This is a genomic window from Paracoccus sp. SCN 68-21 (assembly GCF_001724535.1).
Taxonomy (GTDB): Bacteria; Pseudomonadota; Alphaproteobacteria; order Rhodobacterales; family Rhodobacteraceae; genus Paracoccus; species Paracoccus hibiscisoli.
On record NZ_MEES01000070.1, the window covers coordinates 17,386 to 29,736 of the forward strand.

The 12,351-nt window shown below is 63.0% G+C and carries 12 protein-coding genes and 3 pseudogenes; 3 read left to right on the plus strand and 12 right to left on the minus strand.

Going from position 1 to position 12,351, the window contains the following annotated elements; genetic code table 11:
- Positions 1–45: 45 nt before the first annotated feature.
- The 6 genes from ABS73_RS15585 to ABS73_RS15610 all read right to left on the minus strand — a co-directional run bounded on the left by ABS73_RS15585 (position 46) and on the right by ABS73_RS15610 (position 5,541).
- Positions 46–930, minus strand: coding sequence for a phage/gene transfer agent baseplate hub protein (locus ABS73_RS15585; RefSeq protein WP_277022387.1), 885 nt, complete (start codon positions 928–930; stop codon positions 46–48).
- The gene (locus ABS73_RS15590) at positions 927–1,553 is read right to left on the minus strand and encodes a DUF2460 domain-containing protein (RefSeq protein ID WP_277022390.1); all 627 of its coding nucleotides are present in this window, start codon (positions 1,551–1,553) and stop codon (positions 927–929) included. Before ABS73_RS15590 ends, ABS73_RS15585 begins: the two co-directional genes overlap by 4 nt.
- On the minus strand, positions 1,553–4,015 hold the full coding sequence (locus ABS73_RS15595; RefSeq protein WP_277022392.1) for a phage tail tape measure C-terminal domain-containing protein: 2,463 nt from the start codon (positions 4,013–4,015) through the stop codon (positions 1,553–1,555). The genes ABS73_RS15590 and ABS73_RS15595 overlap by 1 nt, the downstream gene beginning before the upstream one ends.
- A complete protein-coding gene (locus tag ABS73_RS15600) occupies positions 4,008–4,169 on the minus strand; it encodes a DUF7697 family protein (protein WP_277022413.1) in 162 nt (53 codons plus the stop codon). Before ABS73_RS15600 ends, ABS73_RS15595 begins: the two co-directional genes overlap by 8 nt.
- 68 nt (positions 4,170–4,237) lie before the next feature.
- Positions 4,238–4,675: a phage-derived protein YdaY family protein gene (locus ABS73_RS15605; protein ID WP_277022414.1), complete on the minus strand. Its 438-nt coding sequence runs from the start codon at positions 4,673–4,675 to the stop codon at positions 4,238–4,240.
- Positions 4,676–4,677: 2 nt separating this feature from the next.
- Entirely contained in the window at positions 4,678–5,541 is an 864-nt protein-coding gene (locus tag ABS73_RS15610; protein WP_353743342.1) for a phage tail tube protein, read from the minus strand.
- A 23-nt stretch (positions 5,542–5,564) separates the two neighbouring features.
- On the opposite strand from ABS73_RS15610, the pseudogene tnpA reads away from it, so the two are divergent.
- The 3 genes and pseudogenes from tnpA to tnpC form a co-directional block, all read left to right on the plus strand.
- Positions 5,565–5,909: pseudogene (gene tnpA / locus ABS73_RS15615) on the plus strand (IS66-like element accessory protein TnpA); the annotation flags it as partial.
- Positions 5,906–6,259, plus strand: coding sequence for an IS66 family insertion sequence element accessory protein TnpB (gene tnpB / locus ABS73_RS15620; protein ID WP_139615503.1), 354 nt, complete (start codon positions 5,906–5,908; stop codon positions 6,257–6,259). The pseudogene tnpA and the gene tnpB, both read left to right, overlap by 4 nt.
- A 63-nt stretch (positions 6,260–6,322) precedes the next feature.
- Positions 6,323–8,008 carry an IS66 family transposase gene (tnpC, locus tag ABS73_RS15625; RefSeq protein ID WP_286693545.1) on the plus strand — a complete coding sequence of 562 codons (1,686 nt, stop codon included), beginning with the start codon at positions 6,323–6,325 and terminating at the stop codon, positions 8,006–8,008.
- A gap of 75 nt (positions 8,009–8,083) precedes the next feature.
- Here the strand turns inward: tnpC and ABS73_RS15630 are convergent.
- From ABS73_RS15630 to ABS73_RS15655, 6 genes and pseudogenes are all read right to left on the minus strand, one after another.
- Positions 8,084–8,320 (minus strand): annotated as a pseudogene (locus ABS73_RS15630) (phage tail tube protein); the annotation flags it as partial.
- A gap of 25 nt (positions 8,321–8,345) precedes the next feature.
- Positions 8,346–8,768, minus strand: coding sequence for an acyl-CoA transferase (locus tag ABS73_RS15635; RefSeq protein WP_286693546.1), 423 nt, complete (start codon positions 8,766–8,768; stop codon positions 8,346–8,348).
- Positions 8,769–8,897: 129 nt separating this feature from the next.
- Positions 8,898–10,445, minus strand: coding sequence for a reverse transcriptase domain-containing protein (locus ABS73_RS15640; protein WP_286693547.1), 1,548 nt, complete (start codon positions 10,443–10,445; stop codon positions 8,898–8,900).
- Between the two features lie 261 nt (positions 10,446–10,706).
- The gene (locus tag ABS73_RS15645) at positions 10,707–11,330 is read right to left on the minus strand and encodes a DUF6441 family protein (protein WP_286693548.1); all 624 of its coding nucleotides are present in this window, start codon (positions 11,328–11,330) and stop codon (positions 10,707–10,709) included.
- A 5-nt stretch (positions 11,331–11,335) separates the two neighbouring features.
- Positions 11,336–11,647, minus strand: a complete 312-nt coding sequence (locus ABS73_RS15650; protein ID WP_286693549.1) for a head-tail joining protein — start codon at positions 11,645–11,647, stop codon at positions 11,336–11,338.
- 11 nt (positions 11,648–11,658) lie between these two features.
- A pseudogene (locus tag ABS73_RS15655) lies at positions 11,659–12,255 on the minus strand (major capsid protein); the annotation flags it as partial.
- Positions 12,256–12,351: the final 96 nt, after the last annotated feature.

The window sequence follows — 12,351 nt, forward strand, 5'->3', positions numbered from 1 at the left end:
CCCGGACTGTCTGCTGATCCGCCTCACCCTGACCCGGAATGCCCATCACAGGACTGCTCCATCATGACTGCCGTCCTGCGATGCGTACCGGAGGACCGCATCCTGCCCCGGAATGTTGGGGAAGCCCCGGAAGTTGGCCGTGTTGGCGAACTTTGCGCTGCAGGTCGCGATGCGCTTGTCGCAGCCTGCGCGTGCGATGAAGGTGTCACCTTCGGCTACGGAGCGCACCGGGGCTTCCAGCAGGGTCAAGCTGGCGATGCTTCCATCCAGCCCATGCGCCAGCACTTCGGTGATCCGCCCCGCATTTGCGCCGCTGGTCCAAGTCAAAGTGCCAGACGTGAACCAGCCTGCGTCGAACCCTGACAGCCCCGAGGCCATGAAGGCCCTGTCGCGCAACAGGTCCGTAACTACACCCGTGCCCTTGTAGATGGCGTTTTCCAGATCGATCCCGCAGCGCGTATCGCCAAGTGCAGCATCGCACCTCGCCTGAAACGTGCGCCCGACCGTTTGGCCGAGCACATGGGCGAGCGAGCGCACCTCAGCGACAAAGGCCATGCGCCCGCGTCGGATTTGCCCGACCGCGCCCCGGCGCATCAGGATACGCTGGCTGGTGTCAGCCCAGTTAACCCGCCACAGCTCCACCGCCGCATTGTCCCAGCGCCCATCGAGGATGTCGGTTTCGGTGATGCGATCCGAGGACAGCACGCCGGTCGCATCTTGCGCATCTACGGCGAGATCGGAGCCAGCGCGGATTTCCGAAGCCGCGAACCCGCTCTCCGGCTCAAACACAGTGCCATCGAAACTGAGGGTGCGATCATGATCGGTAAATCCCAGCGCCACGCCGTCGGCGCGGCTGATCCGCCAGCACCAGGACAGGGTGGTGGTGCCATCGTCGAGATGAGCCTGCAGCGCAGGGGAGAGGTTTTTCATCTGCGGACCTCCAGGAGCGGGATGGAGGTGATCGACCCGAGCCGTTCAAAGTCGAGGGTGACATCCAGCGTGTCGCTGTCGAAGCGGACCGGTACATCGAATTCGAAACCGGCACGAACGATGACGCCACCCGCAGGGGCGGTGGTGAAGGTGACGACGCCGGTGGTGGTGTCCAGCGTCCAGCCTGACATCTGCTCGACCATGCCCAGCGCGACGCAGACGGTTCCAGCGACGGGTTTGGCGATGGTCCGCACCCAAGTCTGCGCGCCGGAGGTGTAGCGCTTTCCCAGCTGGAAGGTCTGCTGACTGCCGGTCCCGGTTCCGATCTGCTGGTCGATCGCGGTGATCGCCTGCGACGGCAGGGCAGATTTGTAGTCGGCCCAGTCCTTGTAGCGAAACCCGTGCAGGCGACCGTTGCGGGCCTCGAAGAAGGCAATAACTACTGCCAGATCATCCGCACGGCGGATGCCGTAGGCCACATCATAGCGGCGGCGGCTGTTGGCCCAACTGGCATTGCGTTCCTCGTCACCCGAGGCCAGCTCCACGATTTGGGTGCGCCGTTCAGGGCCGCCCCGCGCCCCGCGGCTGATGTTGTCGGGGAAGCGCACTTCATGGAACGCCATCACATGCCCCTCCGGCCCAGCGACACGGCGCGGGCAATGTCGGCCGCCACCTGAGTGCGCGATTGCCGGAAGCTTTCGGCATCGCGCGCCATGATGGTGACGTTGACCGCTGGCGTGCCCGCTTGGCCGTAACCAGCCGCCTCCCGCCGCGACAGCACCCGCTCCCCGCGCTGCAAGATTGCAGGCACCTCGTCCGGCTTGATCCCGGCCCAGCCACCGGAATGCATGCGCGGCGCATTGGCAAAAGCCAGCGCAGGCACCATGCGACCCGGGCCCGGCGATCCGACCATGCCGCCCGTGTGCAGGATACTGGCGAACAGCCCACCCGCACCGCCCAGCGCACCCGACAGCGCATTGGCGATGGGGCCGAGGATGAACCGACGTGCCGCCAGCTTGGCGAGGTCGGCGATCATCGAGGTGACCAGGTCGCGGAAATCCAGCTTGCCGGTTTTGACGAAGTCGGCAACGGCGTTCTCGGCTGAGGTGAAGGCGCTGACCAGCGTGCTCCCGATGTCGCCCCCGATGTCGCGCGCCTTGGCGGCATAATCGGCGAGCGCCGCAGTGACGGCTTGCCAGCCGGTCAGTGCCGTATCCGCGCCCTCTGCTGCCGCTGCTCCAGCGTTGCGCGCAGCGCTGCCCGCGCCATCGGCTGCGGTCGCGGTGTTGTTCAGTCCTGCCGCGAGGGCATCGGCTGACCCGGCAGCATCCGCCAGCGCCGCTTCGGCCTCCACTGCGGTGCCGGTCATTGCATCCTTCAGCGCCTGCCAACTGGCCAGCGGTCGACCGGCAGCATCGGCAAGCATGCCAGCGGCCTCGCGATAGCCATCGGCCCGTGCGCGGGCATCGTCGGCCATCGCGCCGAGGCCGAAGTCGGGTGGCTCAAGGTAAGTCTGGGACAGCGCGGACGAAAAGGCGTCCGCCGCCGCAGCACCAGCAGCGGTTGCTGCCCCCTCGAACGGGTTTCCGATCCGGCTGAGTTCTATTGGATCCAGCGTGCCGATCCGCACTCCACCTTCGCCAGTGGCCCATTCCGGCAGCAGGGCCAACGCGGCGTTCAGCCCGTTGATGAAATTGTTGATGCGCGTGACGACCCCGTTCAGCATCGCTTCGACACCCGAGATCAGCCCATTCGCGGCTTGGAAGGCAAAGTCACCGATGGCACCGGGCAGACTGCCCCAGATTGCCACCGCGGCGTCATAGGCCCCCTGGAAGATGGCGGCTGTCCGGTCGCCGAAACTGACCACACCCGCGATTGTGCCTTCGAGTGCCGACAGTCCGGCCGCTTTCAGCCGCTCCCAGCCAGCGGCCATGTTGGCGAAGGCCGCATCGAGCGACAGGCCGATGCGCGACCAGACCTCTTTCGCCAGATCGCCCAACAGGCGGAAGGCTTCGCCCACGCCGGCGACCCGGGCAACCAGCTGCGAGAACTGATAGACCAGTTCCCCCGCGCCGACGATCAGCGCGCCGATACCGGTGCGGATCAGTGCCCCGCGCAGGATGACCAGTGCCGTCGCAAGCCCGCGCACCGACAGTGCTGCCGCTGCCAGTCCCGCCACCCAGCGCCCGGCCATGACGGCGGCGAGGGTCGCGGCATAGGAGGCGAGGCGTCCAAGATTGCCGATCAGCACGTCGATAGCTGTCCGCAGGATCCCGCCATCGGACGCCAATGCGATGAAAGCGTTGGCCAGCGCCTCGACAGAGGGTGCCACAGCAACGGCGATCCGGTTGCGCAGGCCCTCGAACACCAGCGACATGGTGCCAAGAGCAACTTGGGTGCGCCGAAGGGCCTCGATGGCATCCGTGTCCAGCACCGCGCCGAGGTCGGACGCCTGGTCGCCCAGCCGCGCCATTTCCGCCCCGCCATTGCGCAGGAGCGGCAGGAGGCGAGTGGCGTCCGAGGCCATCGCTTCGAGATGGAAGGTCATCTCCTGCTGGCTGAGCCCGGCGCGCTCAAGCGTATCGACGTAGAGTTGCAAGGCTTCTGGCCCGGAGAGGCGGGCGAACTGGTCAGCCGTCACACCCACCTGCGGGGCGACGCTTTCAAAGAAATCGGCCATCGGCCCGCCGCCGGTCTGCAGGAAATCGCCGACCCGGTCGTTCACGTCCTTCAGGATATCGGCGAGCTTCTCCTGCTCAATGCCAACTTTCCGCGCCCCGGCCGACCAGCGCTGCAGGGCTTCGGGCGTGGCATTGGCGACCTGTGCGAACTGCCGAATTTGCGCGGCGCTCTCGGCGGTGGACCGGACGATCAGGCCGAGCGAGGCGGTGGCGGCAGCGGCGGCAGCAGACATGGCGATGCCAGCCCGGCGCGCAAAACCGGCAAGCCGGGTGTTGGCCAGCTCCATCTCTCGGGAAAGACGACCAAGGCCCCGGGCGCCAGCCTCGCCGACGCCCTCCAACTCGGCGCGCACCTGACGGCCGCCCTCCGCCACGAGGCGGACGGACACACGCTTTTCAGCCATCGCGGCCTCCTTCCATCTGTTCGTTGAGTTTGCGCACCATCACTGCCTCGATCTCGGGCAGCAGTTCGGCAGCGATCAGGGTGTCGATGCCCAGCGCGTTGGCCATGGCGAGCGCCGCCCCCATGTCCCAGCCAAGCACCGCGCCGGGGGCCACCCGCAGTTGCCCGCCAAGGCGGCCGACAAGATCCCAGACCTGCCAGCCGTCTTGCGTCCGGGGCCGGTTCAGTCTTGCGGGGCAGTCAGGGCAGCGCCTTTCGCATGCCGCGCAGTACCGGTCGCCCCCGCCGAAGGACCAGTCGGCAAGGGCGCGGAGACGTTTTTTTCCGCGTCGAGGATCAGGCCCTTGGCGACATATTGGGTCTGGAACGCTTCGAAGACTGGCCAGATTTCCAAGAGGGCGTCGATGCCCTCGGGTGAAACGGGGATGATATTGCCTGCATCATCGCCGACACCCTCCCAATCCAGCACCGCGCGCCGGGCCACGGACTTGGCCATGGCCAGCGCCATTTCCTCTTGGGTCGCACCCTCCGGGAGTGTTTCCACAGCCAGATCAGCGCGCGCCGACACCATCAGCGCGGTGGTCAGGGGTCCGACCAGCAGGCGCAGGCCGGGGGCGAGGTCCAGCCATTCTGGCGTGGCGGTCAGGTTCAGTCGGATCATGATCAATATCCTGCAAGGGTGTTGACGAGAACGGCGGTGCACATCCGGGCCGGGCTGGTGGCCTTCGCCGCCTGCCAGTCGAAGCTGGCCTGCACGCCCTGCGGCCCGGCGATCTCGATGCGCGGGATCGGCAGATAGACGGCATGGGCGGTGAAGGTGAAACTGGCGTTCGCGCCGAGGCTGTAGACGAACTCCAGTTCGCAGGGGCCGCCGTCGATGGCTTGGGTCACGAGGGTGCTGTCCGAGAACCTGACTTCGATCCGCCCGGTCAGCGCTGCCATGGTCGGATCGGCCCCGTCGATGCGGCCATCGCCGCGGATGGTCTCGATCCGGTCGAGGTTGTTGGAATAGGTGATCTCGGCAGAAACGACATTCCCGAGGGCCGTGCCGTTCCGCTTCACCGTGCCGTTGAAATGGCCAAACCGCTGCAGGCCCAGCGCAGTGGGCGTGCCTGCGGCAGTCCCGGCGGCGATGGTTTCGCCTTGTGCCACCAGCCGGGCTGTCGCTGTCAGCAGCCCTGATCGCTGCATCTGCCATGACAACTGATCCAGCACGCAGCCGGAATACATCGCAAAGCGGGGCACCTCGGGCATGGCGGTTTCAATCGCCATGCTGGGCAGGGTCCAGTTGCCCGACTGGAAGGTGTGGGTCTTGGGCGTCGTGCCGGTGGTCGTCGGCTGGCCAAAGGCCGCCTTCAGCCAGAACCCGAAGGCCGTATGCGCCGTTCCCGTCCCATTGATTTCCACGGTTCTGGTGCGCTGACGTAGCGGCGAGTTTCGTTCTGAGGATTCAGAAGGAGACGACGATGGCGGATGGCGGGAACGGGTTTGATGGCTGCATCGAGGTTGTGCGGCGGACGCGTGGATATCGGCGCTAGCCGGACGAGGCGAAAGCGCGGATTGTGGCCGAGAGCTTTCAGCCCGGTGTTCGGGTAGTGGATATCGCTCGGCGGCACGGTTTGGCCGCGCATCAGCTTTCGGATTGGCGGCGTCAGGCGCGCCAGGGGGACCTGGTTTTGCCGGCGGATGCCATGGCCGGGGTGGCCTCTCATGCTCTGCCGGCCTTTGTGCCTGTTTCAGTGGAGCCTGAGAATGTCGGTCCACCAAGAGATGCTGATCGGACATGTGGTGTCATCACGATCGAGATCCGCAACGATCTGGTGCTGCGGGTGCCGGGCGATGTTCCGGTAGAGCGGGCAGCGGCGTTGGTGCGCGCCCTGCGAGGTTCGGCATGATCGTCGCGGGACAACGCCAGCCGATCCTGATCGCGACGCGCCCGGTGGATTTCCGCTGCGGCCATCGGGCGCTGGCGCTGATCGTGCAGACCGAGCTGAAGCTTGATCCACATTCCGGGGTGACAATCGTGTTCCGTTCTAAACGCGGCGACAGGCTGAAGATTTTGGTTTGGGACGGAACAGGCCTGGTGATGGTTTACAAGGTTTTGGAGCAGGGCAGCTTTTCCTGGCCGAAGGTTCAGGACGGGACAATGCGGCTGTCGCGAGCCCAGCACGAGGCATTGTTCGAAGGTCTGGACTGGCGCCGGATCGTTGCGCAGCGGGTTGCTCCACCCATTGCAGCGGGATGATTTACTCGGCTGTTTTAGCATTGTTTTATTGGCCTTTCCTGTTTGGAGAGGCTATGAATCCGCATGTCGCAGCCCTTCGATCTCAGCCTGTTTCCAGACCTTCCGCCGGAGGTTGTGAAGGCGTTCGAGGCCGCGCAGTTCGAGCTGTCGGTGGAGCGTGCGGCGCGTCAGCATGAACAGGCGGTGGGGGCCGAGAAGGACGCCTTCATCACCGAACTGAAGGCCCTGATCGAAAAGCTGGAAGGCCAGGTCGGACAATACCGACATGCGAAGTTCGGGCGGAAATCGGAAAAGCTGGACCCTGCGCAGCTCGAGCTGGCGCTGGAGGATCTGGAGGCCGCCATCGCCGAAACCCAGGAACAGATTGCCGCGGTCGAGGCGAGGATCGCGGCCAGCGAGACCGATCCCGAGAAGAAGGTGCCGGACAAGAAGCGCAAGGCGCGCTCCTTGCCGCAGCATCTACCACGCGTCGAGCGTGTCATCGAGCCAGACAGCATTGTCTGCCCTTGCGGCTGTGGCGACATGGTCCGGATTGGCGAGGACCGGACCGAGCGGCTGGATTACATCCCGGCGCGCTATCAGGTGATCGTCTCCGTCCGCCCGAAATACGCCTGCCCCAAGGGGCGCACGGGCGTGGTTCAGGCGAGAGCTGCAGCGCATCTGCTGGAGAGCAGCTGGCCCACCGAGGCGCTCCTGGCGCAGATCGCGGTGTCCAAGCATTCCGAGCACATGCCGCTGAACCGCCAAGCCGTGGTCATGGCGCGGCACGGTGTGCCGATCGACCGATCAGTCCTCGCCGACTGGATGGGTCGGACCGGTGCGTTGATCGCCCCGGTCGTGGACCGCATGGCGGTGCTGCTGAAACAGGGCAGCACCCGGCTCTATGTCGACGAAACCACCGCCCCCGTGCTGGACCCCGGGCGAGGCAAGACGAAGACCGGCTATCTCTGGGCGGTGCTGCGCGATGACCGGGGCTGGAACGGCCCCGCACCGCCGGGGGTGGTGTTCCACTATCGCCCCGGCCGGAAGGGCGACTATGCCGATGAGATCCTGACCGGCTTCAATGGCACGATCCAGGTCGACGCTTATGGCGCCTATACCCACCTGGCCACACCAAAGCGCACGGGCGGCGATCCCTTGCGGTTGGCTTTTTGCTGGGCCCATGGACGGCGCAAGCTGATCAAGGCCAAGCCAAAGAAAGGCTCGCCCATCGTCGACGAGGCGCTGGTGCGCATCGCAGCGCTCTACAAGGTCGAGGATGTCATTCGCGGGGCGGACCCCGTTCATCGCCGGGCGGTTCGCCAGGAATTGTCCTGCCCTCTGGTGGATCAGTTTTTTGCCTGGCTGGCCGCCCAGGCCGCACGCATCTCGCGCAAATCCGACCTTGGCATGGCGCTCGCATACATGCTGCGGCGCCAGAACGGCTTCCGGCTCTTTCTCGAGGATGGCCATGTCGACATGGATTCCAACCTGGTCGAAAACGCCATCCGCAGCCCGGCCATGAACCGCCGCAACGCGCTTTTTGCCGGCCACGATGAGGGCGGCCGGTCGTGGGCACGCTTCGCCAGCCTGATCGGCACCTGCAAGATGAACGGCGTCGAACCCTATGCCTATCTGCGTGATCTCTTCACCAGGCTCGCCAACGGCCATCTCGACAAGGACATCGATGCGTTGATGCCATGGGCCTATGCCGCGACCCCAGCTCCTTACAATGAGCTCATCCGGGAGTCCCCAGTGAGCTCATTCTGAGCGCTCATGAAAACATCAGCAGAACTCACCGTCGCCGCCCGCAAGCAAAATCCCAATGGGACGGGGACGGCACATACCGAAGGCCTCGACATCAATGGGGATCACCACCTCGCCGTCTGCCGTGACCGCATCCTTGATGGGAGCCAAGGGATCGCGGCCATAGCCCAGCAGTTCGGATTCCAGCAGCGGTTGCTCCGACCCGAGTGTCGCCCGGGCGAAAGGCATCAGCCGGAACCCACTGACCGGCGGGGTGCCGTAAACCGTCTCATACGCAAGCGCCATCTGCGCCCGCGCGCCTTGCGCACGTGCCATGGGGGTCTCCTCGATGTTGGGGGTGTCAGGCCAGGGGGCCGGTGGTGGTGTAGTGCAGCACGACAGTGATCACCGCCGCTTTCAGCGCCGCTGCGCCCTCGATGGGCAGGTCGACCGAGGCCGGGGCCTCGGGTTCGACCCAGTCGCAAAGGCCGCCGAGGGTTCGGTCGGCCTCCAGTGCGGTGCCGATACTGGCGATCAGAGTGTCGAAGGCGTTGGATCGGCCGATCCCAGCCTGGACAACTACCTCCAGCTCGGCACGGTGCTGGTAGTGATAGCGCAAGGGCGACAGAGTCACCTCTGGTTCGCCCGGCTGGCCATCGCGCAGGATGATCAGTCCGGCAGGCGGGATCCGCTCAGGCAGCACCTCGTCACGCAGGGTGAGGGCAGTAAGCGGCTGCAACCGCGCGTGCAGCGCGGCGAGAACGGTTTCGCGGGTGGTGGGCATTTGTTCAACTCAGGTTTGAACGTTCAGGGACTGATTGATCGTTGTAGAATGCTTAAAAATAACTGAGTTTCAGCTCGAGCCAGAGGTGCGCCGAGTTTTATGAATTCAACGCTCGGGCGATGTTCGCTCTCAGTAGTCAAACAGATCGTCGAAATCGCTATAGAACCCGTACTTAGGGGCCTGTACCTGCTCAAGTCCAAACGTGAAGAAGTGTTTGCGAGCGGCACGCCAACCCCTCACAAGGCTCGGCATCCTGGTTTCTGGCTGGTCGTCTCCGCGCCATGCCGCAAGATCCAACCAAGAACCAGTGGCGAGTTCTTTATTGGATGGAGTTGGGCACTCCACTCCATGTTTCGCCTTCAAAATGGAATTCCGCCTTTCCATCGCTCGACGAACCATGCTTAGAAGCCAGCCGTCGATTTCCTTTAAACGTTCGGATTCATCAAGTAGACAATAAAAGCCCATGATGCCCTTCATTCTGGGCAATCTCTTTCCGTCATAGATAAATTTGTGAAGATCCGCTTCGGCCAAGCCTCCGTAGAGTGATCTCCGAAGTTCATAGATTAAACCAAGGAGGTCCCAATCAAACATTTGTGGTGTAACGCCAGCTCTGGATTTCTTGAAACCAGTTGAAAGATACTGAAGCAAATAGAGATTTATTAGACGGGATGCGCGAACTTTTATCCGGTCAACGGTTTTTTGTGGGATGGAGAGACCCCCGGGCGACAGCCGATAACCAAGATAATCGAAATGGGGATATGTCCTCAGCTCTTGTTGATGTTGCGATATAACCGCTATCCCGGGCGATTTCTTGGCGTTCAATATGAGTCCGCTCGTCCTGCAATGTGCAGCAAAGCAACGCTCAAGTTCTTGTGCGGCCGAGTAGTCGCCACAAAGAGCGACAACATCATCCGCAAAGCGGACAAATCGACCTGATGCTGCTGAAAGCTTCACATCTAAGTCGTGGTTCGCGAGATTTGCCAAAAGGAGCGATACTGATGATCCTTGTGGTGTTCCTTTGTGGCGACGGCTGAACGGACCTGTTGTGCTCTTATCATGATCCGCAAATTTGTGATGGATGAACGCTTTAAAAATGTATCGTTCATGAGGGGTCAGGCTAACTTGTGTCGCGTCATTTATCTTGCTTTCAAGGTACCAGGCTGGAATGTTGTCAAAGTATTTCTCGAAGTCGATCTGCACTGCGAATAGTTTGCCGTCGCTCTGATATTCTCTCAGCGCCAGTATTGCGTCAAAAACATCTCTGTCCGGATGGTAGGCATAGGAAGACGGTGACAAGCGCTTTGTGTTTCGATCCCTGGTTCTCCGCAGTACGACATTGGCAAGTGCAGCGTCTGGTATGGAAAAGGCCATGATCGACCTTTTGCTGCCATCAGGTTTTGGTATTTGATAGTTGATTGCGGGGCTTGGCTCATACGTACTTTCAAGCACCTTGTGCCAAATTGTCTTGGACAAGAAGTTCGCGTGGCGCGAGCAATAGACAGGATCGAAGTGTTTTGGCTTTGGTAGACTTGGCGCTGCGGAAGGAAGCCCGGCAGCGACGCCAGTTCGCTTTTCGAACTGTTGCCTATACTTCTCTTCTGATTTTGCCTCACGTTCCAGTTTTGAGAAAGCCTTGCGGCAAAGGCGCTTGATCTCTTGCTTGATAGCGTTCTGCATGAATCCCCTGACGTAGGTCGGCGGCGGGGCTGAGAGTCAGGGATTCCGATAGATCTTTCAACCCACCGTCACGATAGCCCTTTCAAGCTATCGCGCCATCAGCGTCATAAACGCTCGGTACTTTGCCCACGCCGCCTCGGCTACTACGCCAGTGATGACACCGTAGGAGAGAATTCTAGGGCGGTCAATCAGCGCTGGGCTGACTTTTTTGAGGTAAGTCAGCTGGGTACCAGTTTACCTTTGTGGACCTCGTGCGACTATTTACCTGTCGCGCCACCCTGCCACGATCAGCCCCGGCACGCCGTCCACCGCTCGCTCTGCATCCCGCGCCAAATCCAGCCTCTTGCGCAATTTGACCTGCGGCACCAGCAGGAAGATCGGAATAGTCGCGACCCCACGCCCAGTTTTTGACCTAGACGCCACAGCCCGACCTTTCGAATTCAGCCGCCCCTCTGCCACCAGCAGGCTGGGCCCCCGGCGGCGGTAGATGAACCGCAGACGCAGGCCGGTGCGGCGTTCCCATTCGGCGGGGGTGATCCGGCCGCCTCTCGCGCTTTTACCTGCGGCTAGGGTGGGGATCGCCAGCCAGAATCCATTCTTGGACCGGATCAACGGCCCGGTATCATGCGCTCTGATGATGACCGGAGCATTCGACCAGACCAGTGCCGCCGCGTTCAGGCTTTCACCGGATTTGGGGAAGCTGGCGAGGCGGATGGAGTTTCCCAACCGAGTACCGAGGCCAGCGCCGGTGATCTGGCTGCGCCAGGCGGATTTCAGGGAGGTGCCTGCCTCGCGCATGGCGGCGGTCACCGCCTTTTCCCCAGCGGCGATTTCGGCCTGCATCAGGGCGACGAGGTCAGGGTCGATGTCGAGTTTCAGCTTCATAATCGTCACGCCGGCCTCAGATTGACGGTCCAGACCAGCCGTTCGCGGTCGCGCACTGGCTCGCCCTGAATTAGGAAGGCCTCGCCCGCAATCTCGATCCGGTCGCCCAGGCGCGGGGCTGGCACCTCGGCCACGCGTAGATCGATGCGCGTGGTTTCCGACCAGAGTTGCGCATCACCAAACCCCGTGACCTCATCCGCGCGACGGGTGACCACGCGGATGAGCTGGGGGGCGCCACCGTCCGCGATGTATGTGGCATCACGGGCGATGTTCGGATCGGCAAACAGGTTGTCGATGGCGGCAGCAAAGACCGACATAAACGCGCCTATCAGTTCGAGCTGTGCAGCCGGATCGCGAGGCGCGGCCGCTTGTTCACCGGCAGGATCGAGGCCTCGGTCATCAGATCGATCCAGCGGCCCTTGGCGTCCATCATCTGGCGCGCATAAAGCGGCAGGCCGATGGTGTTGGCGGTCTCCAGCAGGTTCGCGGGTCCGCCATAGGTGGTGAAGGTGTCGAACGTGCCCATCGGGAACGCGATCCCCTCGCCGGTGGGGATCAGCCGTTCCGACGTGCCGTTCGAGAGCGTGACCGAGCCGTTGTATTCCTCGAACAGGATCCCCGCGAAGGGGAAGGCGCGACGCATGTCCTCCCGCAGCGGCTGGCCACCAGTGGCCGAGAAGAACTTGTAGGCGTCCTCGGTCTTGGGGTGGCTGATTAGCTTGTCGAAGAATTCAGAGCTGACCAGCGCATGGGCGGTGGTCATGGTCTCGCCCTTAAGGTTGTCCTCGATGGCGCGCAGGGTCGTGCGGACCTTGCCCTGCACATTGGTGCCGGCGGTGCCGAAAACGAAGTCGACCGAGATCTGCTCGAGCCCGAATTCGGTGAAGTAGTTGTAAAGCGTGGTGCCCGCACCGTCCTTCACAATGAGGTGGTTCGGTTTGTCTGAACAGTTTGCGGGCGTTTTCTAAGTGGATTTCCGCCTCGGTTACGCCGCCACCGCTTCCGGCGTCGGCTGGTGGAA